This is a genomic window from Paracerasibacillus soli, assembly GCF_042432965.1.
Taxonomy (GTDB): Bacteria; Bacillota; Bacilli; order Bacillales; family Amphibacillaceae; genus Paracerasibacillus; species Paracerasibacillus soli.
In genome coordinates this window covers 12,817-30,433 of the sequence record NZ_JBHLWL010000035.1, presented here as the reverse complement: position 1 = coordinate 30,433, position 17,617 = coordinate 12,817, and the positions used below count along the sequence as shown (strand labels likewise).

Sequence of the window (17,617 nt, the reverse complement as noted above, 5' to 3'; positions counted from 1 at the left end):
TGTAATAATACACCCATAATATGGAAATGAGGGATAAGAGGTAAGGAAATATATATAATGTTGTTGTGTATTGCGTAGATAAGGCAATAACTGAAATATTCATATCAATTACCATAAAGTGGAACTATATTTCTTCTGTTTATTATTTAAAAACAGGACTTTTTACCGATATATAATATGAAGTCTATATAGAAAAGAGATGCAAGAATATGTAAAAACAAAAATGGATGGTAGGGATTATTTCTACATTGGCCATCATTTTAGTAGGTTCACTTGCTTGGGGCATGTTACAAAAGGATTCTAGTTTAGCCGCTTCTAGTAAAACAAGTAAGCCAAGTATACATAATGATTCAACCAAAATCGCTTCTACCACTCAGAAAAAAGATGGTACAAAAGTAGAAGTTACACAGTCAAAAGGTAAAACACCGAAAGCGACTGTAAAAGTGAATAAAAATAGTAATTCGAAAAAGGATACTGTGAAGAAAGATACGACCAAAAAGACTACTACAACTAAAACAACTAAAACTACCAAAAAAGCTAATACAACAAAGAAACAGCCTAAAAAAGTTAATGTTGTGAAGAAACAACCAAGTAAATCAACAAAACCAGTGGCAGTATCACATAAAAAACCAGCTACTAAGCCGGCAACTAAGCCTGTAACGAAGCCAGCTGCTAAACCGGTATCGAAACCGAAACCAAAGCCAGTTACAAAGCCAAAGCCTAAACCAGTAACAAAACCAAAACCACAACCGAAACCACAGCCTAAACCAGTGGCATCAAGTTACATTTCGGCTTCTCAAGCTCGTAGCATTTTAAGTGCATCACCGCTATCAGGAAGTGGAAGTAGTTATTCTCTACGTGATAGTTGGGGACCAATTGTAAGTGTTACGGTTGGTAGTGATCATGTGAAAAGTGTGAGCTTTAATGGGACGACATATTATACTGATAAAAATACTACATTACAAGATTGTATAGATGGTTGGGGGGAGAAAGAGGGGAGAGAGATATATGAATTTGGTTTGAAAGAAATGAAAAAAATTGAATCTGCCGTTCGGGCCGCTGCCAATTCTGTTTATGGTAAAGGAACAGCTAAAGCCAATCAATTGTACAGTCAAATGATGAATGGTGCGAAATCTGGTTCTTTCTATAAATCATTCTAAGAAAATATAGCCAAACATTAAAAGGGATTCCCAATAAACGGGGGTCTCTTTTTTTGTATTTTTATATATAATTATTATCCGACAAACTTCTGCTTCTTTTTGTTATATCTTTCATTCTTCAATCTAATATAGGATATATCACTGTTATTCAGGTTATTTATTATTGTCATTCTAATATCGAAGGGAAGTGTAAGACAATATGAAAAAGAACATAAAGACGATTGTTGTTAATAATTTATAAATTTTGAATGCTACAACAAAACCATAAGTGCTATAATTGATATACATATATTATGGATTGCCTATAAAAGATGGTATTCCGTAATGGGGCTATATTTTTGAAAGGGGCGGAGAGGGGTATTCGAAATGATACAGATTTTCTTTGTTATATTAATATGGATTTTGCCGACCTTTTTTATGATAAATGCTTACTTGAAAATGGATGAAGAGGAAAAGCAAAGATTTAAAGATGAATTTAAACAGCCTCTAGCTCTTTTCGGGGTAGGATTATTAGTTCTGGGGCTGTTGCTTACATTCTCAGGCATTATACTAGGTGCCAAGTGGATTCAGCATATTGGTGTTATTAAGGTGTTTATTAGTTGGTTTACTACAAGTGTCGTAAGTTGGAAAAGGAAAAAGACAGGCTTTATAACAAGTATTGCACTGATATTTTTAGGTGTAATCGGAATTGTGACTTATAGTTATCTGATTTAAACAATAGGGTGCGATAACAGTAACCATGTTGGCACGGAAGGATTTATCGTTGTAGAAAAACTATGCTAAGGAGATATCACATTGAAAACAGAAGAAATCAAAACTCAATCAGAGACAGAGAGATTGGTATTAAGACCTTTACAGAATCAGGATTATGAACGATGGCTGGAGGGTTGCCGTGGACGACTTCCTTCACAATATAAATACGATGACGAAAAAATGGACCTGAGTGGATGGACACAGGAAAAATTTAACAATGACGTAGTTACAAATCTTCAACTGTTAGCTGATCGGGACGAAGCGTACGTTTTTGGCGTTTTTCGAAAGTCGGATAAGAAACATATTGGTAAGGTTGAATTTTGCACGATTATGAGAGACGAATTCCAGTGGGGACTCTTAGGGTATACCATTCATAATCAATATTGGCGTAAAGGTTATGGGAAAGAGGCAGTAAAAGAAGCGTTGAATATGGCTTTTCAAAACCTTCATTTCCATCGCATTGAGGCTCATATAAATGTCGATAATAAGCCCTCTATCAAATTAGCCGAAAGTGTAGGAATGGAATTTGAATGCACTAGGAAAGGATTCATATATGAATTTGAAGAGTGGACCGACAATCTGGTGTATTACATGAATTCAAAATAAGCTACCTACATTGGTGTCTAGTTAAAATAAACAATTCCTAATTAAAATAAATATTTCCGATTTCGGATCGGGATCAAATAATTTCTCAGGTTTTTCCAATAAAAGCCCGGGGTTTTTTATGCCCTTTTCAATATCCTTTCAATATCTTTTTAATAGTTTCTTCATAAAAATATTATTACTATAATCCTCGTCAATACAGGGTTTATCAAACTCCCACTCAGGATTGATACCAATAAATAATCCAATACTTGTCCAATATTTTTTCTACTTTTCTCTTTTTGTTTTCCTTTATCCAATCTTCCTTTCATTATGCAACAATTTTCGGAGAACTTTATTTTAAAAATGAAAAAAAAGATGAAAAACAGGCCGAAAAACGGTCATTTTGAACCAAAAATTGTCCGAGATGGGGGTTCTGTCGGTAAACTTTATTTTAACTCGAACGGTGGAATGCGGGTTTTCGGAGGAGTTTATTTTGATTGTACAGGAATAAATATTGATATAACAAGGTTTTAAGAAGAAGCATCTATTTTGTCAACTTGGCGAAATAGATGTCTTTCTGTTTGTGGAAACAGAAACAAATCAAGAGCGTCTGAAAAATAACAAGGTTGAGTAGCCAGAAACAATAATCAACGAGGGAGTGGATAGAACAGATATTGACTTTAATTTAACGAGTAACCTTTTAAATTAATACGTTAATCAGTATCATTACGTTATAATAGAGATATTATGATAGTTTTGTCGTACATTCATGAACGATTTCTTATAAAATGAAAAATTATTTTAAGGGGAGGGTAAAGTAAAGGTGCTTGAAAATAAATTGGCTATTACGAATTCAGCGGAACTAGCACGTGTGGAGGAAAAAAATAGTAAGAAAAAGGCTTTGGAAATGTTTGAAACTGGTTTTTTAAATTCTTTGGAAGTTGGAACATATAAAGCATTATCGAAAGTTCATTATTATCTATTCGGAGACATTTATGAGTTCGCTGGAAAAATACGAGATGTAAATATTGCAAAAGGTAATTTTCGTTTTGCACCTGTGATATATCTAGAAGTTGCCCTTCAAAATATTGAAAAAATGCCTCAATCCACTTTTGATGAAATTATTGAAAAATATGTTGAGATGAATATCGCTCATCCTTTTAGAGATGGAAATGTACCATCAAGACACCTGCTAAGAACCGCATAACAGCAGGCAAACAACTTCATATCAAAATTTAAAATTGAATAAATACATATAAAGAGCCATTTGATTTTTCATATCAAGTGGTTTTTGTTATGTATATGGAGCAAGACGCTTACTAATTCCATTATGGGAAATAGGAGCGTCTATTTTTTTACCCAATTTTGAAAGGACGTGATACCACGAAAGCAAAAAATCAAGGTCGTTCCCCACCCAATAGACCATCAAACAAATTAGATTCATGAAACCATTAAACAGAAAGGATAGGTAAAAATATGGAACTTAAATTTGTCATTCCCAACATGGAAAAAACATTCGGAAACTTAGAATTTGCTGGCGAGGATAAAATCGTACAGCGAAGAATCAACGGACAGCTTACTATCTTATCAAGAAGCTATAACCTCTATTCAGATGTTCAAAGAGCAGATGATATTGTGGTGGTACTTCCTGCTGAAGCTGGCGAAAAACATTTCAGTTTTGAAGAAAAAGTAAAGCTCGTCAATCCACGTATTACTGCCGAGGGCTACAAAATCGGTACTCGTGGCTTTACGAACTACATCTTAGAAGCTGACGACATGATTAAGGAATAGAAAGAAAGAGAGGAAAACATTATGAGATTAGCCAATGGCATTGTTTTAGAAAAAGACGCTACGTTTGGGGAATTAAAGTTCTCTGCACTCCGACGTGAAGTAAGAATCCAAAATGAAGACGGGTCGGTATCAGATGAAATCAAAGAGCGTACCTATGACCTTAAATCCAAAGGACAAGGACGTATGATTCAAGTGAGTATTCCTGCCAGTGTTCCACTGAAAGAGTTTGACTATAACGCACGAGTGGAGCTTATCAATCCTGTTGCTGATACGGTGGCTACTGCTACTTTTCAAGGGGCAGATGTGGACTGGTATATCAAGGCTGACGATATTGTGCTAACAAAGGATTCTAATTCCTTTAGAACACAACCTCAACCAAAGAAAGAACCTGTTATAGATAAACAGTAGCACTTCCGTTAGAGAGAAAGGAGGATTTTACCCATGAAACAGCGTGGTAAAAGGATTCGCCCATCGGATAAAGATTTAGTCTTTCATTTTACGATTGCTTCACTTCTGCCTGTTTTCCTGCTGGTTGTCGGACTGTTTCATGTGAAGACAATCCAGCAGATCAACTGGCAGGATTTAGACCTACTACAAGTAGATAAGATTGACATTCCCTATTTAGTTATCAGTTTCAGTGTCGCAATTCTTGTTTGCTTGTTAGGTGCTTTTATATTCAGAAGATACAAGTACGATATGTTCAAACAGCTACAGCACCGTCAAAAGCTGGCGAAGATGATTCTTGAAAACAAGTGGTATGAATCAGAACAAGTCAAAACTGATGGTTTCTTCAAGGATAGTACCAGTCGGACAAAGGAAAAGATAACCTACTTTCCCAAAATGTATTATCGCCTTAAAGATGGCTTGATAAGTATACGTGTTGAAATCATGCTGGGGAAATATCAAGACCAGCTCTTACACTTGGAAAAGAAGCTGGAAAGTGGCTTGTACTGTGAGCTGACCGACAAGGAGCTAAAGGATTCTTATGTAGAATATACCTTGCTCTATGACACCATAGCCAATCGACTTTCCATTGATGAAGTACAAGCCAAAGATGGCAAGTTACGCTTAATGACGAATGTCTGGTGGGAATATGACAAACTCCCTCACATGCTGATTGCTGGGGGAACTGGTGGCGGTAAGACCTACTTCATTTTGACACTGATTGAAGCTCTACTTCATACCAATTCAAAACTGACTATCCTTGACCCAAAGAATGCTGATCTTGCAGACTTAGGCTCTGTGATGGGAAATGTCTACTACAGGAAAGACGATATGCTTTCCTGCATTGACCGTTTCTATGATGAAATGATGAAACGCAGTGAAGTTATGAAAAAGATGGAAAACTACAAGACAGGCGAAAACTATGCTTACTTAGGATTGCCAGCTCATTTTCTTATCTTTGATGAATATGTGGCTTTTATGGAAATGCTGGGAACAAAGGAAAATACCGCAGTGCTTAACAAGCTCAAACAGATTGTTATGTTAGGTCGTCAAGCTGGATTCTTTCTGATACTGGCTTGTCAAAGACCCGACGCAAAATATTTAGGCGACGGAATCAGAGACCAGTTTAATTTTAGAGTGGCTTTAGGTCGTATGTCTGAAATGGGCTATGGCATGATGTTTGGAAGTGACGTACAGAAAGACTTTTTCCTAAAGCAGATTAAAGGACGTGGTTATGTTGATGTTGGAACAAGTGTCATCTCTGAATTTTATACTCCCCTTGTACCTAAAGGACATGATTTCTTAGAGGAAATAAAAAGGTTATCCCACAGCAAACAGGACACGCAGGCGACGTGCGAAGCGGAAGTCGCAGGTGTGGACTAATCTTGCTGGCTGGTGTGGCGACAGCCACGCCAGCACTTAACCCCCCGTATCTAACAGGGGGGTACAAATCGACAGGAAACAGGCAAAAAAATAGTAGAAAATCCTTTGGTTACAAGGGATTTAGAAAATTTCGGTGTATGTCAAATGAGCTTTAAAAGTTGACATACGCCTTTTTGATTGGAGGAATTTCACTGAATGAACAAACTTGGGTACAGCATTTAAAGGAAAAACGCTTATCTTATGGACTTTCTCAAAACCGACTGGCTATTGCTACAGGCATTACAAGGCAATATCTTAGCGACATTGAAACTGGCAAGGTCAAGCCATCAGACGAATTACAACTGGCACTTTTAGAAACGCTGGAACGCTTCAATCCCGACGCTCCCCTTGAAATGCTCTTTGACTATGTAAGGATTCGGTTTCCAACAACAGACGTACAGCATGTGGTCGAGGACGTTTTACGATTGAAACTTTCCTATATGCTCCATGAAGACTATGGCTTCTATTCCTATACCGAACATTATGCTTTAGGCAATATTTTCGTCCTATGCTCTCATGAGCTGGATAAAGGGGTTCTAGTGGAATTGAAAGGTCGTGGGTGCAGACAATTTGAAAGCTATCTCTTAGCACAACAAAGAAGCTGGTATGAGTTCTTTATGGACGCTTTGGTGGCTAGTGGCGTGATGAAACGCCTTGACCTTGCCATCAACGATAAAACAGGGATTTTGAATATTCCCATACTGACGGAAAAATGCCGACAGGAAGAGTGTATTTCGGTGTTCCGCAGTTTCAAGAGCTATCGCAGTGGCGAACTGGTACGCAAAGATGAAAAGGAATGTATGGGAAACACACTTTATATCGGTTCATTACAAAGCGAAGTCTATTTCTGTATCTATGAAAAGGACTATGAGCAGTACAAGAAAAATGATATTCCCATTGAAGACGCAGAGGTTAAAAACCGTTTTGAAATCCGACTAAAAAATGAGCGTGCCTATTATGCAGTACGTGATTTACTTGCCTATGATAATCCAGAGCATACAGCTTTTAAGATTATCAATCGGTATATCCGCTTTGTGGATAAGGACGATTCAAAAGCACGTTCCGATTGGAAACTCAATGAAGAATGGGCATGGTTTATTGGAAACAATCGTGAACGATTAAAACTAACCACAAAACCAGAGCCTTACTCTTTCCAAAGGACACTAAACTGGCTATCTCATCAAGTCGCCCCGACCTTAAAGGTTGCTATTACACTTGATGAAATTAACCAGACGCAGGTTGTGAAAGACATTCTCGACCATGCGAAACTGACAGACCGACACAAGCAGATTTTAAAGCAACAGTCGGTAAAAGAACAGGACGTGATAACGAACAAAAAATAACTTAAATACAAATTTACTGAATACAGAAAGGAGAACATTTTTATGAATTTTGGACAAAACCTTTATAACTGGTTTCTATCAAATGCTCAATCACTGGTACTTTTAGCAATCGTTGTAATTGGCTTGTATCTTGGCTTCAAGCGTGAGTTTAGTAAACTGATTGGCTTTCTCATCATTGCGATTATTGCGGTGGGCTTGGTGTTCAACGCTGCTGGAGTAAAAGACATTTTATTAGAGCTATTTAATCGCATTATCGGTGCTTAAATTAAACCGTTATTTTGTGGAATATAAGTGGTTTTCTTATGTTCCGCAAAAGAATGGCACACCAAACGAAGTGCGGTAGGGATTTTTGAATCTCTACACAGAAAGGACGTGAACACATGGACGATATGCAAGTCTATATTGCCAACTTAGGTAAATACAATGAAGGAGAATTAGTCGGTGCTTGGTTTACCTTTCCCATTGATTTTGAAGAAGTCAAAGAGAAAATCGGCTTGAATGATGAATACGAGGAATACGCCATTCACGATTATGAGTTACCCTTTACGGTTGACGAATACACTTCTATTGGCGAACTCAATCGCCTATGGGAAATGGTATCGGAGTTGCCAGAGGAACTACAATCCGAGCTATCTGCTCTGCTCACTCATTTTTCAAGTATTGAGGAACTAAGCGAACATCAAGAGGATATTATTATTCACTCGGATTGTGATGATATGGAAGATGTTGCCCGTTACTACATTGAAGAAACTGGTGCTTTAGGCGAAGTACCAGCCAGTCTTCAAAACTATATTGATTACGAATCCTATGGTCGTGATTTAGAACTTTCGGGAACATTCATTTCTACCAATCATGGGATTTTTGAAATCACTCATTAAGTCTGTCGGTACATTACTACTGGCAGAGTTTCTTGTTTGCGGGGTAGCTTAAACAGCTATCCCTATTTTTATGAAAGGATTGATTCTATGAAGAAAATACGAAGCTATACCAGTATTTGGTCTGTTGAGAAAGTGCTGTACTCCATAAACGATTTTAGACTTCCGTTTCCCATAACCTTTACGCAAATGACGTGGTTTGTCGTGTCACTGTTTGCGGTTATGATACTTGGCAACGTGCCACCTCTTTCCATGATTGAGGGAGCATTTCTCAAATACTTTGGGATTCCTGTCGCTTTCACATGGTTTATGTCTACAAAAACCTTTGATGGTAAAAAGCCTTATGGATTTTTAAAGTCTGTCATTGCTTATGCACTGCGACCAAAGCTGACCTATGCAGGGAAAAAAGTAACCCTTGGCAGAAATCAGCCACAAGAAGCCATTACAGCAGTTAGGAGTGAATTTTATGGCATATCCAATTAAATACATTGAAAATAATCTGGTCTGGAATAAAGATGGCGAATGTTACGCCTATTATGAGCTTGTTCCTTACAATTACTCATTTCTAAGTCCAGAACAGAAAATACAAGTGCATGATTCTTTCAGACAGCTTATCGCACAAAATCGTGATGGCAAGATTCATGCCTTACAAATCAGTACAGAATCCAGCATACGTTCAGCACAAGAGCGTTCTAAAAATGAAGTCACTGGCAAGCTCAAAGCGATTGCCTATGACAAAATCGACCAACAGACAGACGCTTTAATATCCATGATTGGCGAAAATCAAGTGGATTACCGTTTCTTTATCGGCTTTAAGTTGCTTCTCAACGATCAGGAGTTTTCCATGAAAAGTCTTACCGTTGAAGCCAAAAATGCTTTGTCTGATTTTGTCTATGATGTGAACCATAAGTTAATGGGAGATTTTGTCAGCATGAGTAATGATGAAATCCTGCGTTTTCAGAAGATGGAAAAGCTCTTGGAAAATAAAATCTCTCGTCGTTTCAAAATCCGCAGACTGAATAAGGACGACTTCGGCTATCTGATTGAACATCTTTACGGACAGACAGGTACAGCTTATGAAGATTATGAGTATCATCTATCAAAGAAGAAGCTGGATAATGAAACCTTGATTAAATACTATGACCTCATCAAGCCTACTCGCTGTTTAATAGAAGAAAAACAGCGATACTTGAAAATCCAGCAGGAAGATGAAACCGTCTATGTGGCTTATTTTACCATTAACAGTATTGTCGGAGAGCTGGACTTTCCATCAAGTGAAATTTTCTATTACCAGCAACAACAATTTACCTTTCCCATTGACACGTCCATGAATGTGGAAATCGTGGCAAATTGTAAAGCATTAAGCACCGTTCGCAATAAAAAGAAAGAGTTGAAAGATTTAGATAATCACGCATGGCAAAGTGATAATGAAACCAGCTCCAATGTGGCAGAAGCCTTGGATAGTGTAAATGAGCTGGAAACCAATTTAGACCAATCCAAAGAATCTATGTACAAACTCTCTTATGTGGTTCGGGTTTCTGCTAATGATTTGGACGAGTTGAAACGTCGCTGTAATGAAGTGAAAGACTTTTACGACGATTTGTCTGTGAAACTGGTTCGACCTTTTGGCGATATGCTGGGCTTACATGAAGAATTTCTGCCAGCAAGCAAAAGATATATGAATGACTATATTCAATATGTAACTTCTGATTTCCTCGCTGGACTTGGCTTTGGTGCTACGCAAATGCTGGGCGAAAATGAAGGGATTTATGTTGGCTATAGCTTAGATACAGGACGCAATGTGTATCTCAAACCAGCGCTTGCCAGTCAAGGGGTTAAGGGTTCAGTAACCAATGCGTTAGCGTCGGCTTTTGTTGGCTCGCTGGGTGGTGGTAAATCCTTTGCGAATAACCTTATCGTCTATTATGCAGTGCTTTATGGAGCACAAGCAGTGATTGTTGACCCAAAGGCGGAACGTGGCAGATGGAAAGAAACGCTTCCAGAAATCGCTCACGAGATTAACATTGTGAATCTCACTTCTGATGAGAAAAGCAAAGGACTGCTTGACCCTTATGTAATTATGAAAAATCCAAAAGATTCTGAATCACTGGCTATTGATATTCTGACATTCCTTACAGGGATATCCTCACGAGATTCTGAACGTTTTCCCGTACTACGGAAAGCGATTCGTGCAGTAACCAATAGTGAAGTGCGTGGACTTCTTAAAGTCATTGAGGAATTGCGGGTCGAGGGAACACCAACAAGCACCAGTATCGCTGACCATATCGAGAGCTTTACGGATTATGATTTTGCACATCTCTTATTCAGTGATGGCTATGTCGAACAATCTATCAGTCTTGAAAAACAGCTCAACATTATACAGGTGGTGGATTTGGTATTACCTGATAAGGAAACAAGTTTTGAGGAATACACGACAATGGAACTATTATCCGTTGCTATGTTAATTGTCATTAGCACCTTTGCGTTGGATTTTATCCATTCAGACAGAAGCCTTTTCAAGATTGTAGACCTTGACGAAGCATGGAGTTTCTTACAGGTGGCACAAGGTAAAACCTTATCTATGAAGTTAGTAAGAGCTGGACGTGCTATGAATGCAGGTGTCTATTTTGTTACTCAAAATACAGATGACCTTTTAGATGAAAAATTGAAAAATAATCTTGGTTTGAAGTTTGCCTTTCGTTCCACTGATATCAACGAAATTAAAAAGACCTTAGCTTTTTTTGGAGTTGACCCAGAGGACGAAAACAATCAGAAGCGACTTCGTGACTTAGAGAACGGACAATGCCTTATCAGTGATTTATATGGTCGTGTCGGTGTGATACAGTTCCACCCAGTCTTTGAAGAATTACTTCATGCTTTTGATACCAGACCGCCTGTGAGAAAAGAGGTGTAATGATGGTACAGAAATTAAAATCAAACTGGACTCTGAAGCGTCTAAATAAAGTGGCAATGACAGTGGTTTTATCACTCGTGATTGCCATTTTTCTTTTAGCAATGTTGGGAACAGTGGTTCAAGCTGCGGGCTTGGTAGATGATACGGTCAATGTAGCAAATGAATACAGCCGATACCCACTTGAAAACTATCAACTGGATTTTTATGTTGATAATAGCTGGGGCTGGCTACCGTGGAACTGGTCGGACGGGATTGGAAAACAGGTCATGTATGGACTATATGCTATTACCAATTTTATTTGGACAATCAGTCTTTATGTTTCCAATGCGACTGGCTACTTAGTTCAAGAAGCCTATTCCCTCGACTTCATTTCTGCTACAGCAGATTCCATTGGCAAGAATATGCAGACCCTTGCAGGAGTTACGCCTAGCGGACTATCAACAGAGGGATTCTATGTTGGATTCCTCTTACTCTTGATTTTGGTTCTTGGGGTTTATGTTGTCTATACAGGACTGATAAAAAGAGAAACTACAAAAGCGATTCATGCCATTGTGAACTTTGTCATGGTATTTATCCTATCAGCTTCCTTTATTGCCTATGCTCCCGACTACATTAAAAAAATCAATGATTTTTCATCAGACATCAGTCAAGCCAGCTTATCATTAGGAACGAAAATCGTCATGCCCCATTCAGACAGTCAAGGAAATGACAGTGTGGACTTGATACGTGACAGCCTATTTTCCATACAGGTTCAACAACCGTGGCTACTGCTTCAATACAACAGTTCAGACATTGAAAGTATTGGTGCTGACCGTGTGGAAAGTCTACTTTCAACCAGTCCAGACAGTAATAATGGAGAAGACAGAGAAAAAATTGTAGCAGAAGAAATCGAAGACAGAAACAATGTGAACATGACGATTACAAAAACTATTAACCGTTTGGGTACAGTCTTCTTTCTCTTTGTATTCAATATCGGGATTTCTATATTCGTATTCCTACTAACAGGAATCATGATTTTCTCGCAGGTACTTTTTATCATCTATGCCATGTTTCTACCTGTTAGCTTTATTTTAAGCATGATTCCGTCCTTTGATGGTATGTCAAAACGAGCCATTATCAAACTCTTTAATACCATTTTGACACGAGCTGGAATCACGCTGATTATTACGACAGCCTTTAGTATTTCAACCATGCTCTATACCTTATCGGCTGGTTATCCGTTCTTTTTGATTGCCTTTTTACAGATTGTGACCTTTGCAGGAATCTACTTCAAACTGAGCGATTTAATGAGTATGTTTTCGCTTCAAAGCAACGATTCTCAAAGTGTGGGAAGTCGTGTGATGAGAAAACCTCGTATGCTTATGCACGCTCATATGCACCGCCTACAGCGTAAACTTGGACGCTCCATGACAGCTTTAGGTGCTGGCTCTGCCATTGCCAGTGCTACAGGAAAACAAGGACAGTCGGGTAGTTCTGGTAGGACACAAGCAGATCACACCCGTCCAGACGGACAGGAAAAATCAACACTTGGAAAACGTATCGGACAAACAATCGGAGCAGTTGCTGATACCAAAGATAAAATCGTTGATTCTGCTGGTAATCTCAAAGAACAGGTTAAGGATATTCCGACCAATGCAAGATATGCAGTGTATCAAGGAAAATCCAAAGCAAAAGAAAATGTTCGTGACCTAACTTCCAGTATTTCTCAAACCAGAGCAGACAGAGCCAGCGGACGCAAGGAACAGCAGGAACAAAGACGCAAAACCATTGCAGAGCGTCGCTCTGAAATGGAACAGGTCAAACAGAAAAAACAGCCAGCTTCTTCCGTTCATGAAAGACCAGCTACTAAGCAAGAACAATCTCATGATGGACAGACCGCAAAACAATCTTCTATTCAGACTTCACGCATGGAATCTCAACAAGCCAAACAGGAGCGTCCAGCAGTTAAGTCCGATTCTTTAAGTTTAAAAGCGGAACGACAAAACCGTACTACACAAGAAAGAACAGTTCAAAAGCCAGCAACTTCAACTACACCAGCAGACAGAGCTTCACAACGTCCAGTCACAAAAGAGCGTCCGTCTACTGTTCAAAGAGTTCAAAGCCAAAACCTTAGAAATAGACCACCAATAAAATCCGCCACTATCAAGAAAGGCAGTAAGAAACCATGAAACTGAAAGCTTTAGTGATTGGTGGTTCTGGGCTATTCTTGATGGTCTTCTCACTACTTCTGTTTGTTGCCATTTTATTTTCAGATGAACAAGATGGCGGTTTTTCAAACATTCACTATGGCGGTGTGAATGTTTCCGCAGAAGTGCTGGCTCATAAGCCTATGGTAGAAAAATACGCTAGAGAATATGGCATTGAAGAATACGTTAATGTACTGCTTGCTATTATACAGGTGGAATCGGGCGGTACTGCCGAAGATGTTATGCAGTCCTCGGAATCCCTTGGTCTACCACCCAATTCATTGAGTACAGAAGAATCTATCAAGCAAGGTGTGAAGTATTTCAGTGAATTATTAGCCAGTAGAGATAGGCTCGGTGTGGATTTGGAATCGGTTATTCAGTCCTACAATTATGGCGGTGGCTTCTTAGGGTATGTGGCTAATCGTGGAAACAAATATACCTTTGAACTGGCTCAAAGTTTCTCTAAGGAATATTCAGACGGCGAAAAAGTGTCCTATCCCAATCCAATAGCCATACCCATCAATGGGGGCTGGCGATATAACTATGGCAATATGTTTTATGTTCAGCTTGTTACGCAGTATCTTGTCACAACTCAATTTAATGATAATACGGTACAAGCCATCATGGACGAAGCACTGAAATATGAGGGTTGGAAGTATGTCTATGGCGGAGCTTCCCCGACTACTTCATTTGATTGTAGCGGACTGACACAATGGACGTATGGCAAAGCTGGGATTAAATTACCACGAACCGCACAACAACAATATGATGTGACCCAACATATCCCACTATCCGAAGCAAAAGCTGGCGATTTGGTTTTCTTTCATTCTACCTATAACGCTGGCTCTTATATTACTCATATCGGGATTTATTTAGGCGATAATCGAATGTTTCACGCAGGAGACCCTATCGGCTATGCCGACTTAACAAGCTCCTATTGGCAACAGCATTTAGTAGGAGCAGGACGAATCAAACAATGAGAAAGGAAGATTCAATGATGAAATTCAGAAAAAATCAGAATAAAGAAAAACAGATACCAAAGGAAAAGAAACCTCGTATCTACAAAGTCAATCCTCGTAAAAAGGTTGTGATTGGCTTATGGGTGCTTTTAGGGCTTAGTTTCAGCTTTGCAATATTTAAGCACTTTACAGCCGTTGATACCCACACCATTCACGAAACAACCATCATAGAAAAGGAATATGTTGATACTCATAATGTAGAAAATTTTGTAGAGAACTTTGCGAAAGTTTACTATTCATGGGAACTAAACGACCAGTCCATTGATAATCGTATGGAAAACTTAAAAGCCTATCTGACAGAGGAACTTCAAGCTCTCAATATTGATACAGTCCGAAAGGATATTCCTGTATCGTCTTCTGTAAGAGGGGTTCAGATATGGATGGTAAAAGCAGATGGCGAAAACCAGTTTGATGTGACCTATAGTGTAGACCAGTTGATTACAGAGGGGGAAAATATAAAGACCGTCCATTCTGCTTATGAAGTGACAGTCTATGTAGATGGTTCTGGAAATATGGTACTGACTAAAAACCCGACCATTACCAGCATACCTAAGAAATCAGACTATAAACCAAAAGTCATTGAAAGTGATGGTACAGTTGATTCCATTATGACAAATGAAATCATTGAGTTTCTAACGACATTCTTCAAGCTCTATCCTACAGCAACAGCGAGTGAACTTTCTTACTATGTGAATGATGGTATTTTGAAATCTATCGGAAAAGATTATATTTTTCAAGAACTCGTGAATCCTATCTACAATCGTAAAGATAATCAAGTCACGGTATCACTGACAGTAAAGTATCTCGACCAGCAGACCAAAGCAACGCAAGTATCTCAATTTGATTTGGTGCTAGAAAAAGTAGGAAATAACTGGAAGATTATAAAATAACTTTTAGTACATGGTTATAGCTATTTTGTAACCACGTTCTCCTTTGACAAAAAATGGATATATCTTTACAAATATACTCTTATGTGCTAATGTTAATATAAGTATATAAAAGGAGTTAATAAATATGCGGCAAGGTATTCTTAAATAAACTGTCAATTTGATAGTGGGAACAAATAATTAGATGTCCCTTTTTAGGAGGGGTTAGTTTTTTGTACCCAGTGATAAGAGTATCTGTCACTGGGATTTTTTATGCCTTTTTGGCTTTTGAATGGAGGAAAATCACATGAAAATTATTAATATAGGTGTTTTAGCTCATGTTGACGCAGGAAAAACTACTTTGACAGAAAGCTTACTATATACTAGTGGAGCGATTGCGGAGTCAGGAAGCGTGGATACAGGCACAACAAGAACGGATACTACATTTTTAGAACGTCAGCGAGGAATTACAATTCAGACAGCAGTAACCTCTTTTCAGTGGAAAGATATTAAGGTAAATATCATAGATACTCCAGGACATATGGATTTTTTAGCAGAAGTATATCGCTCGTTATCAGTTTTAGATGGGGCAATCCTACTAATTTCTGCGAGAGATGGAGTACAAGCACAAACTCGGATATTATTTCATGCACTAAATAAAATGGGTATTCCCACAATCTTTTTTATCAATAAGATTGACCAAAATGGGATTGATTTATCAACGGTTTATCAAGATATTAAAGAGAAACTTTCTATGGAAATTATAATCAAACAGAAAGTAGAGCTGCACCCTAATATGTGTGTGATGAGCTGTACGGAACCTGAGCAATGGGATGTGGTAATAGAAGGAAATGATTATCTTTTGGAGAAATATACACTTGGGAAATCATTGGAGATATTAGAACTCGAACAAGAGGAAATCAGAAGATTTCAGAATTGCTCCTTGTACCCTGTTTATCATGGAAGCGCAAAAAGCAACATAGGGATTGAGCAGCTTATAGAAGTGATAACGAATAAATTTTATTCATCAACATACAGAAAGAAGTCTGAACTTTGCGGAAATGTCTTCAAAATTGAATATTCGGAAGAAAGACAACGTCTTGCATATGTACGCCTTTATGGCGGAATCCTGCATTTGCGGGATTCGGTTAGAATATCGGAAAAGGAAAAAATAAAAATTACAGAAATGTATACTTCAATAAATGGTGAATTATGTAAAATTGATAAGGCTTATTCCGGGGAAATTGTTATTTTGCAAAATGAGTTTTTGAAGCTAAATAGTGTTCTTGGAGATACAAAGCTATTGCCACAGAGAGAGAGAATTGAAAATCCGCTCCCTCTGCTGCAAACAACTGTTGAACCGAGCAAACCTCAACAAAGGGAAATGTTACTTGATGCACTTTTAGAAATCTCCGACAGTGACCCGCTTCTACAATATTATGTGGATTCTACGACACATGAAATCATACTTTCTTTCTTAGGGAAAGTACAAATGGAAGTGACTTGTGCTCTATTGCAAGAAAAGTATCATGTGGAGGTAAAAATAAAAAAGCCTACAGTCATTTATATGGAAAGACCGTTAAAAAAAGCAGAGTATACCATTCACATCGAAGTGCCACCGAATCCCTTCTGGGCTTCCATTGGTCTTTCTGTAGCACCGCTTCCATTAGGGAGCGGAGTACAGTATGAGAGCTCGGTTTCTCTTGGATACTTAAATCAATCGTTTCAAAATGCAGTTATGGAAGGGATACGATATGGCTGTGAACAAGGATTGTATGGTTGGAATGTGACGGACTGTAAAATCTGTTTTAAGTATGGCTTATACTATAGCCCTGTTAGTACCCCAGCAGATTTTCGGATGCTTGCTCCTATTGTATTGGAACAAGTTTTAAAAAAAGCTGGAACAGAATTGTTAGAGCCATATCTTAGTTTTAAAATTTATGCACCACAAGAATATCTTTCACGAGCATATAACGATGCTCCTAAATATTGTGCGAACATCGTAGACACTCAACTGAAAAATAATGAGGTCATTCTTAGTGGAGAAATTCCTGCTCGGTGTATTCAAGAATATCGTAATGATTTAACTTTCTTTACAAATGGACGTAGCGTTTGTTTAACAGAGTTAAAAGGGTACTATGTTACTACTGGTGAATCTGTTTGTCAGCCCCGTCGTCCAAATAGTCGGATAGATAAAGTACGATATATGTTCAATAAAATAACTTAGCACATTTTATATTGTTATATAAATGTGGCTTC

General features: G+C 38.2%; 15 protein-coding genes and 2 pseudogenes. All 17 read left to right on the top strand.

Annotated elements, in window-relative coordinates:
* The first annotated feature begins 248 nt into the window (after positions 1–248).
* Positions 249–1,160, top strand: coding sequence for a hypothetical protein (locus tag ACFFIS_RS09955; protein WP_390187281.1), 912 nt, complete (start codon positions 249–251; stop codon positions 1,158–1,160).
* A 366-nt stretch (positions 1,161–1,526) separates the two neighbouring features.
* Positions 1,527–1,874: a Fe3+-siderophore ABC transporter permease gene (locus tag ACFFIS_RS09950; protein ID WP_390187280.1), complete on the top strand. Its 348-nt coding sequence runs from the start codon at positions 1,527–1,529 to the stop codon at positions 1,872–1,874.
* A 75-nt stretch (positions 1,875–1,949) separates the two neighbouring features.
* A complete protein-coding gene (locus ACFFIS_RS09945) occupies positions 1,950–2,519 on the top strand; it encodes a GNAT family N-acetyltransferase (RefSeq protein WP_390187342.1) in 570 nt (189 codons plus the stop codon).
* Positions 2,520–3,321: 802 nt separating this feature from the next.
* Positions 3,322–3,672 (top strand): annotated as a pseudogene (locus ACFFIS_RS09940) (Fic/DOC family protein); the annotation flags it as partial.
* A 302-nt stretch (positions 3,673–3,974) separates the two neighbouring features.
* Complete coding sequence (locus ACFFIS_RS09935) at positions 3,975–4,289, top strand: YdcP family protein (RefSeq protein WP_002324559.1); 315 nt, start codon at positions 3,975–3,977, stop codon at positions 4,287–4,289.
* Between the two features lie 21 nt (positions 4,290–4,310).
* On the top strand, positions 4,311–4,697 hold the full coding sequence (locus tag ACFFIS_RS09930) for a YdcP family protein (protein WP_002324558.1): 387 nt from the start codon (positions 4,311–4,313) through the stop codon (positions 4,695–4,697).
* A 33-nt stretch (positions 4,698–4,730) separates the two neighbouring features.
* A complete protein-coding gene (locus tag ACFFIS_RS09925) occupies positions 4,731–6,116 on the top strand; it encodes an FtsK/SpoIIIE domain-containing protein (protein ID WP_002324557.1) in 1,386 nt (461 codons plus the stop codon).
* Between the two features lie 176 nt (positions 6,117–6,292).
* Entirely contained in the window at positions 6,293–7,498 is a 1,206-nt protein-coding gene (gene mobT, locus ACFFIS_RS09915) for a MobT family relaxase (protein WP_025186485.1), read from the top strand.
* Positions 7,499–7,540: 42 nt separating this feature from the next.
* The gene (locus ACFFIS_RS09910; RefSeq protein WP_001009056.1) at positions 7,541–7,762 is read left to right on the top strand and encodes a hypothetical protein; all 222 of its coding nucleotides are present in this window, start codon (positions 7,541–7,543) and stop codon (positions 7,760–7,762) included.
* A gap of 116 nt (positions 7,763–7,878) precedes the next feature.
* Positions 7,879–8,376, top strand: a complete 498-nt coding sequence (locus ACFFIS_RS09905; protein ID WP_002324555.1) for an antirestriction protein ArdA — start codon at positions 7,879–7,881, stop codon at positions 8,374–8,376.
* A gap of 87 nt (positions 8,377–8,463) precedes the next feature.
* The gene (locus ACFFIS_RS09900) at positions 8,464–8,856 is read left to right on the top strand and encodes a conjugal transfer protein (protein ID WP_002324554.1); all 393 of its coding nucleotides are present in this window, start codon (positions 8,464–8,466) and stop codon (positions 8,854–8,856) included.
* A complete protein-coding gene (gene tcpF / locus ACFFIS_RS09895) occupies positions 8,840–11,287 on the top strand; it encodes a conjugal transfer ATPase TcpF (RefSeq protein WP_002324553.1) in 2,448 nt (815 codons plus the stop codon). The genes ACFFIS_RS09900 and tcpF overlap by 17 nt, the downstream gene beginning before the upstream one ends.
* A 2-nt stretch (positions 11,288–11,289) precedes the next feature.
* On the top strand, positions 11,290–13,455 hold the full coding sequence (locus ACFFIS_RS09890) for a CD3337/EF1877 family mobilome membrane protein (protein WP_002324552.1): 2,166 nt from the start codon (positions 11,290–11,292) through the stop codon (positions 13,453–13,455).
* A complete protein-coding gene (locus ACFFIS_RS09885; protein WP_002324551.1) occupies positions 13,452–14,453 on the top strand; it encodes a bifunctional lytic transglycosylase/C40 family peptidase in 1,002 nt (333 codons plus the stop codon). Before ACFFIS_RS09890 ends, ACFFIS_RS09885 begins: the two co-directional genes overlap by 4 nt.
* Positions 14,450–15,382, top strand: a complete 933-nt coding sequence (locus ACFFIS_RS09880) for a conjugal transfer protein (protein WP_002324550.1) — start codon at positions 14,450–14,452, stop codon at positions 15,380–15,382. Before ACFFIS_RS09885 ends, ACFFIS_RS09880 begins: the two co-directional genes overlap by 4 nt.
* 214 nt (positions 15,383–15,596) lie before the next feature.
* Positions 15,597–15,650, top strand: a pseudogene (locus ACFFIS_RS09875) (hypothetical protein); the annotation flags it as partial.
* A gap of 15 nt (positions 15,651–15,665) precedes the next feature.
* Positions 15,666–17,585: a tetracycline resistance ribosomal protection protein Tet(M) gene (tet(M), locus tag ACFFIS_RS09870; RefSeq protein ID WP_011860841.1), complete on the top strand. Its 1,920-nt coding sequence runs from the start codon at positions 15,666–15,668 to the stop codon at positions 17,583–17,585.
* Positions 17,586–17,617 lie beyond the last annotated feature (32 nt).